The sequence below is a fragment of the Micromonospora sp. NPDC005257 genome (genome assembly GCF_042872445.1).
Taxonomy (GTDB): domain Bacteria; phylum Actinomycetota; class Actinomycetes; order Mycobacteriales; family Micromonosporaceae; genus Micromonospora.
In genome coordinates this window covers 1-17,765 of record NZ_JBIAKL010000018.1, presented here as the reverse complement: position 1 = coordinate 17,765, position 17,765 = coordinate 1, and the positions used below count along the sequence as shown (strand labels likewise).

Here is a 17,765-nt window from a genome sequence, read left to right as displayed (position 1 = left end):
GGTAGCCGCAGCCCGGGACAGCTCATCCCGGCGTGGGTCGCGTCACGGTCCGCCGGTTTATGAGTTCTTCTCATTTTCGAATCGGAAATGTCATAGCTTGACCCCGTGAGCAGTCGTCCCCTTGCTTCCGCAGGTCGTCTCGTTCCCCTACTCCGCGCCGGGCTGATCGCCGGCATCGTGGTCGCCGCCGCCCTGTACCCGCTGGCCGCCGTCACCGGCCTCGGGGCCAAGGCCACCGCGCACGCGGTGGAACAGAAGACGAACATCCTCAAGACCGCGTTGCCGGCCGAGACCTCGTACGTGTACGCGCCGGACGGCAAGACGGTGCTGACCATGTTCTACGAGGAGTACCGGCAGTACACCAAGATCGAGAACATGTCGCCGAACGTCCAGCAGGCGATCGTCGCCGCCGAGGACAACCGCTTCTACCAGCACCACGGCGTCGACCCGAAGGGCGTGGCACGCGCCTTCGTCTCCAACGCCCAGTCCGGCGGCGTGTCCCAGGGCGCGTCGACGATCACCATGCAGTACGTCCGGATGGCGCTGCGGGACAGCGCGACCACGCCCGAGGAGGTTCAGGAGGCGACCCAGCAGACCAGCCTGCGCAAGGTCAAGGAGATGCGCATGGCGCTGGACATCGAGAAGCAGCTGAGCAAGGAGAAGATCCTGGAGCGCTACCTCAACTCGGCCTACTTCGGGCACCGCGCGTACGGGATCTACGCCGCCTCGCAGATCTTCTTCTCCAAGACCCCGGCCACGCTCAGCCCCGTCGAGGCGGCCACGCTGGCCGGGCTGGTGAAGTCGCCGTCGGAGTACGACCCGATCACCTCGGACCAGAAGGACGCCACCGGCCGGCGCAACTACGTGCTGGACAACATGGCCCGCCTCGGCTACCTGTCGCCGGACGCCGCCGCCGCGGCCAAGAGCCAGCCGATCAAGCTGAAACTGACCGACCCGCCAAACGACTGCGCCGCGATCGACGGCGGCCACCGCAGCTGGGGCTTCTACTGCGACTACCTCAAGAACTGGTGGAGCGCCCAGCCCGCGTTCGGCGAGAACCGGCTGGAACGGATGGACAAGCTGCGTCGCGGCGGCTACCGGATCGTGCTCGCGCTCGACCCGAAGACCCAGGCGTCGGCGGAGAAGAACGTCGGCGCCGAGGACAACACCGGCAGCCCGTTCGCCAACGGCATCGTGGTCGCCGAGCCCGGCACCGGGCGGATCAAGGCGATGGCCGTGAACCGGAACTACTCGCTCGACCTGGCCGAGAACCCGAACAGCTCGAACCCGGAGGCCGGGCCGAAGGTGAAGGCGAACTATCCCAACACGGTGGCGCCGCTGCTCGGCGGCGGGACGCTCCCGGGCTACCAGGCCGGTTCGACGTTCAAGATGTTCCCGATGCTCGCCGCGCTCAACGCCGGAATGCCGCTGTCCACCGCGTACGACTCGCCGTACCGGTACAAGTCGGCCGTCTACGACGGGTGGGCGCCGTCGAACGCCAGCGGCGCGATGACCGGGCGGCAGACCATGTGGTCCGGCTTCGGCAAGTCGGTGAACACGTACTTCGTCCAACTGGAGGAGAAGGTCGGCGCGGACGCCGGGGTGCGCCTGGCCGAGCAACTGGGGCTGCGCTGGCGTACCGACGTGGACAAGGACCAGGCGTCGCCGGGCAAGGCGAAGAAGTGGGGCGCGTTCACGCTCGGCGTCTCCGACGCCACCCCGCTGGAGATGGCGAACGCGTACGCGGCCATCGCCGCCGACGGGCGCTACTGCGAGGCCATCCCGGTCAACGCGATCATGAACCGCGACGGCACGCCGGCCACGTACACCACGCCGGGCGGGGTACGGCGGGAGGTGGCCAAACCGCGATGCCGGCAGGTGGTGAACGCCGACGCGGCCCGGGCCGCCACCGACGCGGCGCGCTGCCCGACCGGCGACACCCCGGCGAAGGGGAGCTGCGGCGGCTGGTCGACGGCCGACAGCGTCCGGCGCACCGTCGGCCGCCCGGTCGCCGGCAAGACGGGTACGACCGACAGCACCCGGTCGGCGTGGTTCGTCGGCTACACGCCGGAGCTGGCGGCGGCGAGCTTCATCGCCGATCCGGACAACCCGTTCAACGCGGTGGGCGACGGGCAGTCCCAGATCCCGGTGAACGCGGTGGCGCAGACCCTGCGGGACTCCCTGAAGGGCCAGCCCACCCGCCAGTTCACGCCACCCTCAGACCAGATAGTCGGCTGACCGCCGGCCCACCCACCCATCCCACCCTGATCCGCCCGGGGGTGCGCCCGGGTAGTCGATCAAGGAGTTTGCGTCAGGGATCGCCCGATCAGCCGACGCGAACTCCTTGATCGACGTTGGGAAGGGAGGGCGGACCGCCACCTGCCCGATCAGGCCGACGTCCCCTCCGGGGCCGGCGCGGCGGCCACCAGCCGGGCCGCGATTCCCGGATGCGCGGCCCAGTGCGGCACGAGCTGCGAGGCGTGCACCGCCTGCCGGACGAAGCCCTCCGGGTTGCCGCCCTCCCACCGCCACGCCGGCCGGTCACCGGCGCGCGGGGTCAGCACGGCGGCGTGCTGCTTGTGCCCGGTCACCGTCGTACCGGCCGCCGCCACCACGCTGTCGGTGACCGCGGTGGCCGTGCGGTAGCCGACCACCAGGCCCTCCCGGACCGTGCCGACCGCGTCGAGCACCCCGCACATGGGCAGGCCGTCCAGTTCCCGGGCCAGCCAGAGCAGACCGGCCCCCTCGGCGATCACCGGGCGGCCGGAGCGGGCCAGTTCGGCGACCGCGATGCAGAGGCGGCGGTTGGCGGAGAGCTCCTCCGCGTACGTCTCGGGCAGCCCGCCGCCGACGACCAGCGCGCGGGTCCCGGCGGGCAGCGCCTCGTCGCGCAGCGGATCGAACGTGACCACCTCGGCGCCGGCGGCACGCAGCAGCTCAGCGGTCTCGGGGTAGCTGTAGGCGCCGGCCGGTCCGCCGGCCAGCGCCACCACCGGGCGCTCCCCCGGCGAGGACGGGCCGTCAGCCGGCTCCGGCGACCACGGCTCGACGGTGAGCGCGGGGGCGGAACGGGCCAGCGCCAGCAGCCGGTCGAGATCGACTGTCGCGGCCACCGCCTCACCGAGTCGGCGTACGCCGCGTTCGGCGTCGGCGTCGGCGCGCACCACCGGCCCGGTGCCGTACCGGCGGGCGGGCAGCACCGGGGGCAGCTCGTGCCGGCGCAACGCCCCGTAGACCGGGACGCCCACGTCGTCGAGCGCCTCGCGCAGCAGCACCTCGTGCCGGGGCGAGGCCACCCGGTTGAGGATCACGCCGCCCAGCCACAGCTCGTCGTCGTACGCCCGGAAGCCGTGCACCAGAGCGGCCACCGACTGGCCCATCGCGGCCACGTCCACCACCAGCACCACCGGGCTGCGCAGCGCGGTGGCGACGGCCGCCGTCGACTCGCTCTCGGGCCGCCCGGCGACCGAGTCGTAGAGGCCCATCGTGCCCTGCACCAGCGCGAACTCGGCCCCGGCGGCGCCGTACGCGAACAGGGGTGCGATCCGCTCCGGACCGGCCAGCCGCGGGTCCAGCGTGCGCCCCGCGCGGCCGGCGGCGAGCCCCAGGTACGCCGCGTCCACCTGGTCCGGCCCGACCTTGAACCCGGCCACCGGAAGCCCCCGGTCGGTGAGCGCCGCGAGCAGGCCGAGGGATACGGCGCCGGTGCCGTGCCCCGAGGAGGGCGCACTCAGCACGACGCGCGGCACGTCGGTCATCATCGACTCCTGATGTGGGTGGTTTCCGCCGCGTGACCATACCCGTCCGGTCCGGCGCGCGAGAGCCGCGCACACCACCCTTTCTCCCTGGCTGCGGCGAGTGGCTCCGCTCATACGAGTAGCCTTGGCCAACGTGTACCGGTTCCTGCTGACCCCGCGCTGGCTCGGCTACCTCGCGCTCACGCTCGTCGCCGCGACGGTGATGGTGTTCCTGGGCAACTGGCAGCTCGACCGCTACCGGGGCCGGACGGCGGTCAACGAGCGGATCGACGCCGGGGCCACCATGACGCCCGCGCCGCTGCGCGACGCGCTCCCCGCGCCCAGCGGCGGCGCCGGTGACGTCGGTCCCGCCCCGTCCGAGCAGGTCACCTGGAGCCGGGTCACCGCCACCGGCCGGTACGACACCGCGAACGTCGTCCTGATCCGCGGCCGGACCGTCGACAACAAGGTCGGCTTCGAGGTGCTCACCCCGCTGGTGCTGGCCGACGGCAGCGCGGTCCTCGTCGACCGCGGCTGGATCCCGCCCGCCCCGGGCGCCGCGGCGACCGTTCAGCCGCAGGTGCCGGCGGCGCCGACCGGCGAGGTGACGGTGACCGGCCGGGTGGTCGGCAGCGAGAGCGGCGGTGGCGCGGTCACCCGGCGCGACGGCAGGCTGGAGGCCCGGCGCATCGAGATCTCGCGCCTGGCCGAGCAGCTTCCCTACCCGGTGAGCGGCGGCTACGTGCTGCTCGACGGGCAGACGCCGGCCGCCGACCCGGCCTTCCAGGCGGTCCAGATCGGGCACACGAACAACTGGCAGAACTTCGGCTACGTCTGGCAGTGGTGGATCTTCGCGGTGATGAGCCTGTTCGGCTACGGCTGGGTCGCCCGCCGGGAGGCCCGCCGCCTCGCCGGACTGGACAAGCCGGGCGAGCCGGTGGACCGGGCCGCCGAGCCGGCCGCCCCCACCTCCGCCTGAGTACGCCCGCCCTTTCGGTGGGCACACCGGGCGGGTGGGACGTTGTAGGGTCCGCGGATGATCGTCAATCGTGGGGGTCGCGGTGACCTCTGACTCCACGACGCCCCCGGCCGCCGAGCCGCCCGCGTACGACCCCTGGTCGGCCATGCCGCCGGCCGTCGCACCGCCCACCGAGCAGTTCCCGGTGGTGGCCGTGCCGGACGCACCGGTCACCCCCGCGCCCTTCCCCGCAGCGCCGGCCCTTCCGGCGCCGCCGCCGTTCTCCGCGCCGCCCGCCACCGCGCAGTTCCCGGCCGCGCCGCCGTTCTCCGCGCCACCGGCCCAGTTCTCCGCGCCGCCGGGGCCGCCGGCCGGGGCGGTCGCACCGCACCACGGGCCGTACCCGCCGGCCGGACCGGTGCCGCCCGCGCAGTCGGCGGTCGCCGTGCAGATCGCCGAGATCGTGGTGACGCCGCCGGTCATCCGTACCCCGGCCGGTGTGCTCCCGCTCGCCGGCGCCTCCTGGTACGTGACCGACTACTGGCAGCGGGAGGAGAAGATCGCCCCCTGGGCCATCGTCGCCGCGATCCTCGGCTTCTTCTGCCTGACCGTGTTCAGCCTCCTGTTCCTGCTGATCAAGGAGACGCGGCACTACGGCACCGTGCAGGTGACGGTGAGCAGCGGCGGTCACCAGTACGTCGCGCGGATCCCGGTGACCGACCAGTTCCAGGTGCACCAGATCAACAACCAGGTCAACTACGCCCGGTCGCTGTCGGCCGGCTGAGCCGTCAGCCGGCGACCCGGCCGGCGTGGATGGCGCGGACCGCGTCGATGGTGTCCGCCTCGGCGGCGGTCTTGTCGTCGCGGTAACGCAGCACGCGGGCGAAGCGCAACGCCATGCCGCCCGGGTACCGGCTGCTGGTCTGCACCCCGTCGAACGCGATCTCGACGACCTGCTCCGGCCGTACCCGCACCACCCAGTCGCCCTTCTCCACCGCGAGCGACAGGAACCGCTCGGTCTGCCAGCGCAACAGCTCGTCGGTGAGGCCCTTGAACGTCTTGCCGAGCATGACGAACTCGCCGGTACGCGGATCGCGTGCGCCCAGGTGCAGGTTGGACAGCCACCCCTCCCGCCGGCCGCTGCCCCACTCGACAGCGAGGACCACCAGGTCGAGCGTGTGCCGCGGCTTGACCTTGACCCAGGCCGAGCCCCGCCGGCCCGCGTCGTAGGGCGCGGCCGGATCCTTCACCACCACGCCCTCCTGACCGGCGTCGACCGCCGCGGCGAACGCGGTGGCGGCCTGCGTCGCGTCGTCCACCTCGACCCGGCCGACCAGCAGCGAGGCGTCGACCGCACCGGCCAGGGCCGCCCACCGCTCCCGGCCGGGCGCGTCGATCAGGTCGTCGCCGTCGATGTGCAGCAGGTCGAAGAAGTACGGCGTGAGCACCGGCTCGCCGGCGCTCACGGCTGCGGCCACCACCGCCGGCGCGACAGGCACCTGCCCGGTGGTGCTGGGCGTGGTGCGCCGGGCCGCCCGGCTGGACGTCTCCTGGAACGGCAGCGGCCGGCCGGCGGCGTCCAGCCCGATCGCCTCGCCGTCGAGCACCAGCTCGCGGGCGGGCAGCGCGCGGACGGCGGCCACCACCTGCGGCAGCCGGCCGGTGATCTCGTCCAGGCTGCGGGTGAAGACGGCGATGTCCGGGCCGGAGCGGTGCACCTGGATGCGGATGCCGTCGAGCTTGACGTCCACCACCGCCGGCACGCCGGTGGCGGTGAGCGCCTCGTCGACCGAGGGCGCGCTCTGCGCGAGCATCGGCGCGAGCGGCCGGCCCACCTGGAGCCCGAACCCGGCCAGCGCGTCGGCGCCGCCGGTGAGCGCCGCGACCGCCACCGCCCGCAGGTCACCGGCGAGCAGCAGGGCCCGCCGGACGGCCGTGACCGGTACGTCGGCGGCGCGCGCGACCGCGTCGGCCAGCAGCCCGGCCTGCGCGCCCTGGCGCAGCTCGCCCCGGAACAGCCCGGTCAGCAGGCGCTGCTCGTCGGCGGTGGCGGCGGCGAAGAGACGGCCGACAAGTTCCCGCCGCCGGGCCTGCGAGCCGGCACCGGTGACGCGGGAGATCTCCTCGATCGCCGCGTCCACGGCGGCGACGGTGAGCGTCGGCTCGGCGGCCGGTGGGGGCAGGTCACGCAGGCCCGCCCAGCCGACACCGGTCTGGCGCTGGCGCAGCTCACCGGCGAGGTAGCCGGCGCCGGCCGGGATCTCGCCCGGCTCCAGCCCGCGCAGGGCGGCGGCCAGCAGCTCCACCTTGGCCCGACGGCCGCTGGTGGCGCCGACCGCGGCCGAGGTGGCCGCCAGCTCCGCGAAACGCACGTCCACATCCTGCCAGCCGCCTGTGAGATCGGGGCGGATCCGGCGACCTGGCACACCGCACGGGTGCGTCAGGCCACCGGATCGCCGGGCGGCCAATCCGACGTGTCGCTCGTCCGACGTGTCGCCGGGCCGGGGGTCAGGCCGAGACGGGTTCCTCGATGCGCAGACCGCGCCCGCGCACGCCCTCGGCGACCCGGGTGAGCAGCGCGTCGAGCGTGACCAGGGCGGCGGAGAGCTCGCCGATCTGTTCGTTGAGCGTGGCCTCGGACCACGCGGAGACGTCGACGTCCCCCAGAGCACGGACGGCGGCCTGAAGCCGCTCCATCTCGTTGTTCGTACGCATGTTCGAAAGGCTATAACACCCCGCCCGCCGACACACCACAAACTCTGACATCGGCCCCGAAGTTACGGTTTCGACACCTCAGGAGCGGTTTCCGACCTCGGCCACCCGGGCCAGCAGCAGCGCCTCGGCCAGGCAGACCCGGGCGAACTCGCCGAGGTGCAGGCTCTCGTTCGGCCCGTGCGCCCGCGCGTGCGGATCCTCCACCCCGGTCACCAGGATCGCGGCCTGCGGGAACATCTCCTGGAACGTGGCGATGAACGGGATCGACCCGCCCACCCCGATGTCGACCGGGTCGGTGCCGTCCCAGGCCGTCCGGAACGCCGACCGGGCCGCGTCGAACATCGGCCCGGAGGCGTCGATGACGCAGGGTGCGCCGTCGTGCTCGAACGTCACCGACACCTGCGCGCCCCAGGGCGCGTGCCGCTCCAGGTGCGCGGTCAGCGCCGCGTACGCCTTCTTCGGGTCGTCGCCCGGCGCCAGCCGTACGCTCAGCTTCGCCTTCGCGGACGGCACCAGCGCGTTCGGCGCCTCGCCGGTGGCCGGCGCGTCCACGCCGAGGATCGCCAGCGCGGGCTTGGTCCAGAGCCGGTCGGTGATCCGGCCGGTGCCGAGCAGCTTCGCGCCGTCGACCAGGCCGGCCTCGGCGCGGAACCGGTCCTCCGGGTAGTCCACGCTGGCGCCCTCGCGGCCGATCAGCCCGTCCACCGCGACGTCGCCGGCCTCGTCGTGCAGCGTGCCGAGCAGCTTCACCAGCGCGGTGAGCGCGTCCGGCACGGCGCCGCCGAACATGCCGCTGTGCACCGCATGGTCGAGCGTGCGCACCTCCACGAAGCAGTTGACGATGCCGCGCAGTGAGGTGGTCAGCGCCGGCACGCCGACGTCCCAGTTGGTGGAGTCGGCGATGACGATGACGTCCGAGGCCAGGTCGTCACGGTGCTCGGCGAGCAGCCGCTCCAGCGAGTCCGAGCCGTACTCCTCCTCGCCCTCGATGAACAGCACCACACCGACCGGGAGCCGGTCGCCGAACGCGCGCAGCGCGGCGACGTGCGCCATGATGCCGGCCTTGTCGTCGGCGGCGCCCCGGCCGTAGAGGCGGCCGTCGCGCTCCACCGGCTCGAACGGGTCCGACTCCCACAGCGACAGGTCGCCGACCGGCTGCACGTCGTGGTGCGCGTACATGAGCACCGTGGGTGCGCCGGGCGGGGCCGCCCTGGTGCCGATCACGGCCGGCTGGCCGCCGGACCGGACGATCCGCGTGTCGAGGCCGCAGCCGCGCAGCAGCTCCGCCACCGCCTCGGCGGAACGCTCCACGTGCGAGTGGTCGAAGCCCTCGAAGGCGATGCCCGGGATGCGGACGAGTCGCTCGAGGTCGGCGCGGACGCCCGGCAGTTCCCGCTCGACGGCGGCCCGCACCTCGGGCTCGGAGAGGATCGGAGTGGTCATGACCGGAATCGTATGCTGGCCTTACCCCCTCACGTCGCCCGAGCCCGATCGCCGGCCCACCCGCACGTAGTAGCGGTCCGCGTCGTGCGGCAGGCCGGGAGCGCCGTCGACGACCAGGTCCACCGCCGCCGCAGTGCCGTCGGCGGCGAAGTGCGCCCGCTCCCCCGCGTGCCAGCGCCGCAGCTCCGGCAGGATCTGCGCGCCGTCGCGGGCCAGCGCCCGCCGCAACCGCAGTTCGGCCGGCGCGGTGACCAGCACCGACAGCGTCAGCTCGGGACGTACCACGGCGCGGGCGGCGCTCACCCCCTCGACGATCAGCACCGGTGCGGCCGGCACCGGGACCACCCGGTCCAGGAAGCGGCGCCGCACCCAGCTGTAGCGGCGGTAGCCACCCGCCCGGCCGGCCCGCACCGGGCCGAGCACCTGCTCCTCCAGCCGGGTCCAGAACGTGAGCTGGTCGTCCCAGCCGTCGAGCAGGTCGTCGGTGTGCACGAGCGGCGGGCGCACACCGCCCGCCGACGCCGCGAGGGCGTCCGCGAGGCGCGTCGCGAACCGGCTCTTGCCCGCGCCGCTGGGCCCGTCGACGGCCACCAGCCGGGTACGCCCCAACCGCGCCGGACCGGCCAGCACCTGGCGGGCCAAACCGGTGTACGCCTCGATCACGGCCACGTTCACCCGACCGACGCTAACGTTCCCCCGTCCGCTGGAAACTGCGACCCGGACGGACCGTTTCGTCGAACGGCGACGCGCCGCGCTGGGCATCATCTGAGGGTGCTCCATGACGTGATGTGTCCGGGCGTCGACGCCCTTCTGGAACAGGCCCGCGCCGGTCTCCGCCGGCTCACTCCGCACGAGACCGTCGAGGCGGTCCGTGGCGGCGCGCTGCTTATCGACACGCGTACCGAGGCGCAGCGCCGCGAAGAGGGTGAGCTGCCCGGCGCGATCGTCATCGACCGCACGGTGCTGGAGTGGCGGCTCGACCCGGCCAGCGCGTGGCGCATCCCGGAGGCGACCGGGTACGACCGCGAGATCATCGTGGTGTGCCGGGAGGGGTACAGCTCCAGCCTGGCCGCCGCCAGCCTTCAGACGCTCGGGTTGCGGCAGGCAACCGACATGGTCGGCGGGGTGCAGGGCTGGCGGGAGGCCGGGCTGCCGATGTCCGACCGCCCGGCCGACGTGCGTTACTGACCCGGTGGCGCGCCGGGTGGCACGAACGGCAGTCCCGGCGGTGGCCCGGACTCGATCAGCCGCCACACCGCGTCCGTGTCCAGGTGCTCCTCCACCAGGTCGCCGAGCAGGTCCAGGGTCCGCTCCCGGGCGGCCTCGAAGGACGTGTCCGGCGCGACCTTGAACCCGGTCCGCCCGGCCGCATCCGCGACCTCGGTCAGGAACCGGCGGCGGAACGCGTCGGACGAGAAGGCGCCGTGCCAGTGCGTGCCGTACACGGCGCCGAGGCGCGCGCCCTCGCCGGTGCCGTCGGCGTAGCGCAGCAGCGGCGCCAGGCCCGGGTCGGCGGCCGAGACCCGGCCGTGGTGGATCTCGTAGCCGTGCACCGGCACGTCTCCGGAGGCGGTGCCCTCGGCCCGGCGTACCGTCTTGCGCGGCTCGAAGGTGATCTCGACCGGCAGCAACCCGAGGCCGGGAACCGTGCCCCGGCGGCTCTCCACCTGATCGTGGACCGCCCGGCCCAGCATCTGGAAGCCGCCGCAGATGCCGAGCAGCGGCCGTCCGGCGGCGGCGTGCGCCCGCACCGCGTCGGCCAGTCCGGTCTCCCGCAGCCAGGCCAGGTCGGCCACCGTCGACTTGGTGCCGGGAAGCACCACCAGGTCGGCGGCGGCCAGTTCGGCCGGCTCGACGGTGAGGCGTACCCGCACGCCCGGCTCGGTCGCGAGGGCCTCCACGTCGGTGGCGTTGCTGATCCGGGGCAGCCGGACCACTGCGACGTCGAGCCAGTCGGTGCCCCGGGGCGCGGGTGGGCGGCCGAGCACCCGCCCGTACGCGAGCGAGTCCTCCGCGTCCAGCCACAGGTCCAGCGCCCAGGGCACCACACCGTACGTCGGGCGGCCGGTGACCCGGCGCAGCATGTCCAGCCCGGGCTGGAGCAGGCCACGGTCGCCGCGGAACTTGTTCACCACGAACCCGGCCACGAGCGCCTGATCGGCCGCGTCGAGCAACGCGACGGTGCCGAACATCGAGGCGAACACCCCACCCCGGTCGATGTCGCCGACCACGATCGCGGGCAGGCCGGCCTGCCGCGCCAGCCCCATGTTGACGTAGTCGCCGTCGCGCAGGTTGATCTCGGCAGGGCTGCCCGCGCCCTCGCAGATCACCACGTCGTACTCGGCCCGCAGCTCGGCCAGCGCCGCGTACGCCGTGGTGGCCAGCCGGGTCCGCACCTCGTGGTAGTTGCCGGCGGTGACCGTGTCGACCGCCTCGCCGAGCAGCACCACCTGGCTGGCGTGGTCGCTGCCCGGCTTGAGCAGCACCGGGTTGAAGCGCAGGTCGGCGTCGAGTCCGCAGGCGGCGGCCTGCATCGCCTGGGCCCGGCCCAGTTCTCCGCCGCGACCGTCCGGGCCGACCACCACCGCGGAGTTGTTCGACATGTTCTGCGCCTTGAACGGTGCGACCCGGACGCCCCGGCGACGCAGCCAGCGGCAGATGCCGGCGGTGAGCACGCTCTTGCCGGCGTCGGAGGTGGTGCCGGCGACCAACAGCCCGCCGCTCACCGCCCGCTTCCCCGCCGGGCCGCGCCGAGAGCGCCCAGCGTGGCCCGCCCGGCGGCACCGGCCAGCCGGCCGACTGTCACCGGGTAGAGCGCGGCCAGGCCGAGCGCGGCCGCACCCACCGCGCCGGAGATCCGAGCGGCCCGCTTCAGGTGCCGCGCGTCGGGTCGTGGCCCGTCACCGAGGAACGGGCGGGTCTCGGCGCGGCCGAAGTAGACGTTGCGTCCGCCGAGCCGTACGCCGAGCGCGCCCGCCATGGCCGCCTCGCACTGGCCGGCGTTCGGGCTCGGGTGGTCGGCCCGGTCCCGCCGCCACACGTGCCAGGCGGTGGCGCGACTTCCGTTCGCCACCGGCGCGACGGCCACCGTGAGCAACCCGGTCAGCCGGGACGGCACCAGGTTCAGCGCGTCATCCAGCCGGGCGGCCGGGGTGCCGAAGCGGGCGTACCGGGGCGAGCGGTGCCCGACCATCGCGTCGAGCGTGTTCGCCGCCCGATACCCGAGCAGCCCCGGCAGGCCCGCGACCGCACCCCAGACCAGCGGGGCGACCACGGCGTCCGAGGTGTTCTCGGCGACCGACTCGACTGTGGCGCGGGCGAGATCGGGCTCGTCGAGAGCGGACGGGTCACGCCCGCAGAGGTTGCCGAGGCGGGCCCGGGCGGCGGGCAGGTCGGCCCGGCCCAGCGCCCGCGCCATCACCCGGGACTCGTGCCGCAGGGTGCGCCCGCCGAGCACCGTCCAGGTGCCGGCAGCCACCAGCGCGGCCCGCGCGATCGGATGGCGCCGGGTCGCCAGCGCGGCGGCGGCGCCGAGCAGGACGGGCCCGCCGACCGCCAGCGCGGTGAACGCGGTGCCGGCCGCCCGGTCGGGGCGGTAGAGCCGCCGTTCCAGCGCGCCGGCCGCCCGACCGAATCCGGCCACCGGATGCCACCGGCGGGGGTCACCGATCAGGGCGTCGAGCGCGTAGCCCGCCACCAACCCGGTCGCGTTCGCCATGGCGGTCGCCTGCCGCACCCGTCACCACCTCCGGCCGGCCAGCCTAGTCGTACCGCGGGGTGGTGACGCCGCTGTCACCACCCCGCGCCCCCGTCGGACGGAGGGTCAGGCGGGCACCGGGGTACGCCGCCGTCCGCGACGCCCCGGGGTGCTCCCGCCGGCGCCGCCCGGACCGTCGCCGGTCGGCTCGTCCCCGCCCGGTCCGGAACCACCTGGTGCGTCGATGTCCGGCGGTGCGACAGCGCCCAGCTCGTCGTCGTCGGCCGTGACCGGGTCGTCGTCCTCCACGTCGCCCAGCTCGTCCTCCTCCTCCGCGACCGGGCCGCCCGGCCCCGGGTCGAAGCCGGTGGCCCGCACGTGGGGCCGGGCGTCGAACGGGTCGGGCTCACCCACCCGCTCGCCGGCGGGCCCGCCCCGGCCGCCCCCGTACTCCGGCGGCGGGAAGTCGTCGTCGAAGGGCCGGTCGTCGAACGTCGCGGGGGCCTGTGCGTCCGGCACCGGCTCGGTCGCCTCGCCGTGCACCCGCTGCTCGGCCTGCGCGTCCTCGACTGTGCTGGTGGCCGCGCGGGGCTGGTTGCGCAGGAAGCGGGCGCGGCCGCGGGACAGGTCGTGCCCGACGGCGACCGCCTCCAGCTCGTAGAGCGTGCGGTGGGTGCCGGACTCGTCGGTCCAGTCCCGGGTGTAGAGGCGGCCGGCGACGATCACCGGATCACCCACCGCCACCGAGGCGGCCACTCCCTCGGCGAGGCGGCGCCAGCAATTGACGCGTACCCGAAGGCTGTTGCCGTCGACCCAGCGGCCGCTGTCGCGGTCGAGGCGGCGGGCGGTCGAGGCGACCTTGAAGTTGGCCACCAGCGTTCCACTCTGCGTGGTACGGCGCCACTCCGGCGCGGTGAGCACGTTGCCGACGACCGTCACGTACGTATCGAACATCGCCCCTCCCAGGGATCGACTTGTCCCGGTGAGCGTCGGCCGAATGCCCCGCCCGGACCACCCGCCGGCCCGGACCTGTGGATGACGAGCGGCCCTGTGGACAACCACCTGATCAAGGTCCCGATCTGCTAGGCCAACTGGCCCTACGGTCCTGACCTGCGACGACGCATGATCGAAAGAGCCGGCAGGCAGGCGTTCCGGAATCACGCCGGTTGGGTAAGTGGTCGATCAACCGAGAGAAAGGGAGCTCCCATGCTTCTCCGAGACGTCCGCGAGGCAGCGCGATGAGCGCCGTGGCGAACCCCGCGACCGTGGCCGAGTGCCTGCGGGTCGGCGCCGGGTTCTCCCAGGGCGACCGCAACTGGATCGCCGAGCAGTTCGCTACCCTGGACTCCCGGCTCGCCGGCTTCCACGCCGACGCCACCGAGCTGGAGGTGACAGTCAAGGATCGCGAGGCCCGGGGCCAGAAGGTGACCCTGGAGTGCTGGATCGCCGGACGGCAGAAGATCGTTACGACCTCGACCGAGGAGGATCTGCACGCCGCGCTCAACGACGTCCGGGACGACCTGCGCCGCAAGCTCAACGACGCGAAGACCCGGCAGGAGCCGCGCAACAACAAGCACCTGCGCGCCGTCGACCAGCCCGAGGTCACCCCGTTGCAGGACGCCGAGCGCGAGGACGCCGAGACCGCCTGAATCCCGGCACGGCCCGCCCGCCCGGTGCCGGCGGGCGGGCCGTCCCCGCGCTGGGGCGGTCCGCCGTTGCGAACAAGGGCCCCTCCCTACGCCCACCCCTACCGCCGGGTAGCGCGGCGGCGTACCGTCGCGGTCGTGGAACCGGACGTGCTGGGCGCCCCCTACGAGCGGCGGACGATCGAGCTGGGCACCGACGACGAGGGGCCGGTGGTCGCGACACTGGTGCGGCGGCGGGCCGACCGCCCGACCGGCCGCGCCGTGCTCTACGTGCACGGCTTCGTCGACTACTTCTTCCAGACCCACGTGGCCGACTTCTTCGCCGAGCGCGGCTGGGACTTCTACGCGGTCGACCTGCGCAAGTACGGCCGCAGCCTGCTCCCGCACCAGACCCCGAACTTCTGCCGCGACCTGAGCGACTACTTCCCCGAGCTGGACGCCGCCGCGGAGATCATCCGCACCGAGGAGGGCCACGACACCCTGCTCGCCATGGGCCACTCGACCGGCGGCCTGATCATCTCGCTCTGGGCGCACGACCGCCGCGACGCCGGCCTGGTCGACGGCATCGTGCTCAACAGCCCCTTCTTCGACATCAACGCGCCCTGGATGGTGCGCCGGCCCCTCGCGGCCGCCGTCTCCCGCCTGGGCCGCAGGGCGCCGCAGCGTGTCCTGCCGTTCGGCCTGGGCACGGTGTACGGCGAGAGCCTGCACGCCGACCACCGGGGCGAGTGGCGGTACGACCTGAACTGGAAGCCGCTCGCCGGGTTCCCGGTGCGGGCCGGCTGGATCAACGCGATCCGCGCCGGTCAGCGCCGCCTGCGGGCAGGGCTGGACATCCCGGTGCCGGTGCTGCTCGCCTGCTCCACGCGTAGTTTCCGGGGCACCAAGTGGCACGACAGCGCCACCGGCGCCGACGCGGTGCTGGACGTCGAGCACATGGTGCGCTGGGCGCCACGCCTCGGCCGGCACGTCACGCTCGCCCGCTTCGACGGCGGGCTGCACGACCTCACGCTGTCCAGTCCCGGCGTACGCGAGAAGGTCTTCGTGGAGGTCGGACGGTGGGCGGAGGGATTCCTGCGGGCCGGGCCGACCGAGCCGGAGCCCACGACGCCGCCGGCCCCGCGGCGGCCGGCCGACGCGACCTCCGAGGGCTGAGCCCGGTCGCCCTCCCCGCCCGGCGGCCTCGTTCCCGCGAGCCGGGGTGGCCGGTTCAGTCGGCGGCGACCGCCGCGAGCGCGACGCGGATCCGGTCGAACGTCGCGATCGGATGACCGCCCGACCGCGGCGGCAGCACCACGCCCAGGCAGCGCAGCGCCGGTCCGCCGTCCGGCCCGGCCTCGACCGCGAACACCGGCGCGCCCACGTAGCCTGCGGGCAGCTCCGTCGTGACCCGCACCTCGCCGCCGTCCCGGGCGACCCGCTCCACCACCGCCTCCAACGGCCGCGACCCGCCGTCGCCGACGCCCAGGGCCAGCACGAACGCCGAGGCGGGCGCCGCGCTGATCCGGGCGACCGCGTCGGCCGGCGCGGCCACGGCCTCGGTGACCTGCTGGGTACGCCAGCGCCAGCCCCTGTCGTCGGCCCAGCCGTGCAGGCCGCCGGTCGGCATCGCGGCGAGCCCCAGTTCCGGCAGGTGCAGCCAGTGGTCGGCGAAACCGGGCAGGTCGATCGGCTCGTCCGCCCCCTCGGCCGGGTCGGTGACGCTCGGCCGCAACCCGATCTCGCCGTACGCCCGATCGGTGAGCGCGTCGGCGGTGAGCAGCCACTCGTGCGCGATCTCGCCGTCGTCGGTGGCGCCGACCAGCTCGCTGTAGAAGAAGGCGGTGCCGACGACGCCCACCGGGGCACCCGGCGCATCCGATCCGGTGAGGGGCAGGATGGCCCGCCCGAGGAGCCGGCACAGCTCGAAGACGGTCTCGTTCTCGGTTTCCTGGTCGAGCAGCATCCGACGAGGGTACGGATCGCGTCCCGCCCGGACGGCGCCGGACCCACCGGAACTGTGGTGCCGGTCCGGGCCCCGGCATGGGACGCTGACGGCGGAACGGACGCGCCGACCCGTACCCCCGGCCACGCGGAGACCGGCGGTACCCTCTTGGCGCGACGATCGTCGGCGCGCGCCCGTAGCTCAGCGGATAGAGCAGGGGACTTCTAATCCCAAGGCCGCAGGTTCGAATCCTGCCGGGCGCACAGGCACTTTCCCGGTCCGGCCGGTTTGCCGGTGCTGATATCGACCGCCGCATCGAAGTAGGTTGGTGGTCATGAATGCGAGGCTGTCGCCGGCGGTCGTTCGCGGCGCGGCGGCTGCGCTGCTGGCCGTTGTCCTGCTGCTCGCCGGCCAGGCGTGCGCCGTAGCCGATCGGCTGCGGGCCGAGCCGTGCGACCCTGCGGTCCCCGTCGCGTCGTGGGTGACCCGTCTGCCGGGCGCCGGCGAGCCGGTGCTCGGTGGGGTGACCGTGCCGACCGGTGCCGCCCTGATCGGTCGGGCGTTCGCCGACGGCAGGGGCCACACGGAAGCGTTGTTGCTGGTGACCGGGTGCGACCCGGTCGGCACGTTTCGGGACCTGGTCGCACGCATCGAGCGGGCCCGCTTCGACGTGACCTCGACAAGTCCTGACGGGCACCTGTGTCTTCTGAGAATCGTCGAACCTTCCCAGACGTTGACGGATCTGCCCGGAGACAGCACCGTGCCGTCCGGTGCGCGACTGAGTGCTCTGGACTGTAGAGCGAGCGGGCAGCGGTCTGCCGCCGACAGCGGATCCCAAGACGAGAGGTCGGTGGAGGCCCGCCTCTTCATCCCGGCAGAGAGTCCTGACAGCCTATGGCCCATGATCAGGCTGGTGAGCCCGTCGAAAGAGCAGGGCCGACCCGCGACCACAGACGTGAAGGTACCCTCGCCGGTCGTCGCGTTGCCGCTGAACCAACCGCCGACGTCAGTACCCGGCGAAGGGGAAAAGGCCGACAAGGTCAGGGTGGTCACCGGCAGCCGGGCCATCGCGCCGCCGCTCGACCCCAACTACGGGGCGCACGTCGGCGGGTGCGACGGTGGTTCGCTCACGGTGCTGCAGGTGAGCGGGGACGCGGAGAAGATCCACCGGGAGTATGTCCGTCAGGCTCTGAACGTCTACCGCGAGAATCCTGAGGACACGACCTTCCGCAGCGGACCCGTCACGGTTCTTCGGTTCCGGGTCCACGGTAGACGCGCCGCGATGTACATCGAGACATTTGTCGAGCCGGGGCGTCCTACGTACACGCGGATCGAGCGCTGCACGGACTGAGGTGATCTCAGCGACTTTTCGGTAGGTATTTGCACTCGAAGTGGGTCAGGTGTAGCGCGGCAGCGACGATGTCGCCGATTCGGCGTGGGCTGATGTTTGTATGGCGTAGCGTTTTCCAGCGTCCGACCAGGATCGCGAAGCCGCGTTCTCCTTGCCAGCGCAGGCCGCGTAGCAGTCGGTTGTAGGCGCGGTTGTCGGGCAGGGCCCCGGCAAAGTCGTCAGGTGACGCCGAGGAGTGCCAGTGGGCGGGTGCTGTCGCGGGCGTGATGGCGGGTGCCGGCGGCGATGTTGGTG

General features: G+C 73.7%; 15 protein-coding genes, 1 tRNA gene and 2 pseudogenes. 8 read left to right on the top strand and 10 right to left on the bottom strand.

Translation table 11 applies throughout. The features are described from left to right. Positions 1 to 105: 105 nt before the first annotated feature. A complete protein-coding gene (locus tag ACFYO8_RS27995) occupies positions 106 to 2,238 on the top strand; it encodes a transglycosylase domain-containing protein (RefSeq protein WP_355047224.1) in 2,133 nt (710 codons plus the stop codon). 149 nt (positions 2,239 to 2,387) lie between these two features. Here the strand turns inward: ACFYO8_RS27995 and ACFYO8_RS27990 are convergent, their stop codons facing one another. Continuing rightward, on the bottom strand, positions 2,388 to 3,758 hold the full coding sequence (locus ACFYO8_RS27990) for a cobyrinate a,c-diamide synthase (protein WP_354870933.1): 1,371 nt from the start codon (positions 3,756 to 3,758) through the stop codon (positions 2,388 to 2,390). A gap of 133 nt (positions 3,759 to 3,891) precedes the next feature. On the opposite strand from ACFYO8_RS27990, the gene ACFYO8_RS27985 reads away from it, so the two are divergent. Together ACFYO8_RS27985 and ACFYO8_RS27980 are read left to right on the top strand one after the other, a co-directional pair. After that, the gene (locus ACFYO8_RS27985) at positions 3,892 to 4,716 is read left to right on the top strand and encodes an SURF1 family protein (RefSeq protein WP_355094909.1); all 825 of its coding nucleotides are present in this window, start codon (positions 3,892 to 3,894) and stop codon (positions 4,714 to 4,716) included. An 82-nt stretch (positions 4,717 to 4,798) separates the two neighbouring features. Continuing rightward, positions 4,799 to 5,479 (top strand): hypothetical protein, encoded by a 681-nt coding sequence (locus ACFYO8_RS27980; protein ID WP_354870935.1) that lies wholly within the window; start codon positions 4,799 to 4,801, stop codon positions 5,477 to 5,479. Positions 5,480 to 5,483: 4 nt separating this feature from the next. Here the strand turns inward: ACFYO8_RS27980 and ACFYO8_RS27975 are convergent, their stop codons facing one another. The 4 genes and pseudogenes from ACFYO8_RS27975 to ACFYO8_RS27960 all read right to left on the bottom strand — a co-directional run. Then, positions 5,484 to 7,067, bottom strand: coding sequence for an ATP-dependent DNA ligase (locus ACFYO8_RS27975; RefSeq protein WP_355094907.1), 1,584 nt, complete (start codon positions 7,065 to 7,067; stop codon positions 5,484 to 5,486). A gap of 136 nt (positions 7,068 to 7,203) precedes the next feature. Continuing rightward, positions 7,204 to 7,410 carry a hypothetical protein gene (locus ACFYO8_RS27970; protein ID WP_354870940.1) on the bottom strand — a complete coding sequence of 69 codons (207 nt, stop codon included), beginning with the start codon at positions 7,408 to 7,410 and terminating at the stop codon, positions 7,204 to 7,206. A 78-nt stretch (positions 7,411 to 7,488) separates the two neighbouring features. Beyond that, positions 7,489 to 8,853 (bottom strand): dipeptidase, encoded by a 1,365-nt coding sequence (locus ACFYO8_RS27965; protein WP_354870943.1) that lies wholly within the window; start codon positions 8,851 to 8,853, stop codon positions 7,489 to 7,491. Further along, positions 8,828 to 9,528 (bottom strand): annotated as a pseudogene (locus ACFYO8_RS27960) (uridine kinase); the annotation flags it as partial. The pseudogene ACFYO8_RS27960 and the gene ACFYO8_RS27965, both read right to left, overlap by 26 nt. A gap of 111 nt (positions 9,529 to 9,639) precedes the next feature. Here ACFYO8_RS27960 and ACFYO8_RS27955 point away from each other — a divergent pair. After that, the gene (locus tag ACFYO8_RS27955; RefSeq protein ID WP_354871265.1) at positions 9,640 to 10,041 is read left to right on the top strand and encodes a rhodanese-like domain-containing protein; all 402 of its coding nucleotides are present in this window, start codon (positions 9,640 to 9,642) and stop codon (positions 10,039 to 10,041) included. Here the strand turns inward: ACFYO8_RS27955 and ACFYO8_RS27950 are convergent. The 3 genes from ACFYO8_RS27950 to ssb all read right to left on the bottom strand — a co-directional run bounded on the left by ACFYO8_RS27950 (position 10,035) and on the right by ssb (position 13,504). Continuing rightward, a complete protein-coding gene (locus ACFYO8_RS27950; RefSeq protein WP_355094906.1) occupies positions 10,035 to 11,579 on the bottom strand; it encodes a cobyric acid synthase in 1,545 nt (514 codons plus the stop codon). The genes ACFYO8_RS27955 and ACFYO8_RS27950 overlap by 7 nt on opposite strands. Then, complete coding sequence (locus tag ACFYO8_RS27945) at positions 11,576 to 12,589, bottom strand: cobalamin biosynthesis protein (RefSeq protein WP_387188722.1); 1,014 nt, start codon at positions 12,587 to 12,589, stop codon at positions 11,576 to 11,578. Before ACFYO8_RS27945 ends, ACFYO8_RS27950 begins: the two co-directional genes overlap by 4 nt. Before the next feature lie 87 nt (positions 12,590 to 12,676). Beyond that, on the bottom strand, positions 12,677 to 13,504 hold the full coding sequence (ssb, locus tag ACFYO8_RS27940) for a single-stranded DNA-binding protein (protein ID WP_387190606.1): 828 nt from the start codon (positions 13,502 to 13,504) through the stop codon (positions 12,677 to 12,679). 284 nt (positions 13,505 to 13,788) lie between these two features. On the opposite strand from ssb, the gene ACFYO8_RS27935 reads away from it, so the two are divergent. Both ACFYO8_RS27935 and ACFYO8_RS27930 read left to right on the top strand, forming a co-directional pair. Next, the gene (locus ACFYO8_RS27935; RefSeq protein ID WP_354870949.1) at positions 13,789 to 14,199 is read left to right on the top strand and encodes an HPF/RaiA family ribosome-associated protein; all 411 of its coding nucleotides are present in this window, start codon (positions 13,789 to 13,791) and stop codon (positions 14,197 to 14,199) included. 135 nt (positions 14,200 to 14,334) lie between these two features. Beyond that, positions 14,335 to 15,351 (top strand): alpha/beta hydrolase, encoded by a 1,017-nt coding sequence (locus tag ACFYO8_RS27930; RefSeq protein ID WP_354870951.1) that lies wholly within the window; start codon positions 14,335 to 14,337, stop codon positions 15,349 to 15,351. 55 nt (positions 15,352 to 15,406) lie between these two features. Here the strand turns inward: ACFYO8_RS27930 and ACFYO8_RS27925 are convergent, their stop codons facing one another. Continuing rightward, complete coding sequence (locus tag ACFYO8_RS27925; protein WP_354870953.1) at positions 15,407 to 16,141, bottom strand: hypothetical protein; 735 nt, start codon at positions 16,139 to 16,141, stop codon at positions 15,407 to 15,409. Between the two features lie 169 nt (positions 16,142 to 16,310). Between ACFYO8_RS27925 and ACFYO8_RS27920 the strand changes: the two genes are divergently transcribed. Beyond that, positions 16,311 to 16,383, top strand: a tRNA-Arg gene (locus ACFYO8_RS27920). Positions 16,384 to 16,454: 71 nt separating this feature from the next. Beyond that, complete coding sequence (locus ACFYO8_RS27915; protein WP_355094650.1) at positions 16,455 to 17,471, top strand: hypothetical protein; 1,017 nt, start codon at positions 16,455 to 16,457, stop codon at positions 17,469 to 17,471. A 7-nt stretch (positions 17,472 to 17,478) separates the two neighbouring features. On the opposite strand, the pseudogene ACFYO8_RS27910 reads toward ACFYO8_RS27915, so the two are convergent. Beyond that, a pseudogene (locus tag ACFYO8_RS27910) lies at positions 17,479 to 17,765 on the bottom strand (hypothetical protein); the annotation flags it as partial.

Excerpts from the sequence above, each read along its gene's own strand:
- ACFYO8_RS27990 (WP_354870933.1), bottom strand. The coding sequence starts at position 3,758 with ATGACCGACGTGCCGCGCGTCGTGCTGAGTGCGCCCTCCTCGGGGCAC.
- ACFYO8_RS27970 (WP_354870940.1), bottom strand. The coding sequence starts at position 7,410 with ATGCGTACGAACAACGAGATGGAGCGGCTTCAGGCCGCCGTCCGTGCT.
- ACFYO8_RS27965 (WP_354870943.1), bottom strand. The coding sequence starts at position 8,853 with ATGACCACTCCGATCCTCTCCGAGCCCGAGGTGCGGGCCGCCGTCGAG.
- ACFYO8_RS27955 (WP_354871265.1), top strand. The coding sequence starts at position 9,640 with ATGTGTCCGGGCGTCGACGCCCTTCTGGAACAGGCCCGCGCCGGTCTC.
- ssb (WP_387190606.1), bottom strand. The coding sequence starts at position 13,504 with ATGTTCGATACGTACGTGACGGTCGTCGGCAACGTGCTCACCGCGCCG.
- ACFYO8_RS27935 (WP_354870949.1), top strand. The coding sequence starts at position 13,789 with ATGAGCGCCGTGGCGAACCCCGCGACCGTGGCCGAGTGCCTGCGGGTC.
- ACFYO8_RS27925 (WP_354870953.1), bottom strand. The coding sequence starts at position 16,141 with ATGCTGCTCGACCAGGAAACCGAGAACGAGACCGTCTTCGAGCTGTGC.
- ACFYO8_RS27915 (WP_355094650.1), top strand. The coding sequence starts at position 16,455 with ATGAATGCGAGGCTGTCGCCGGCGGTCGTTCGCGGCGCGGCGGCTGCG.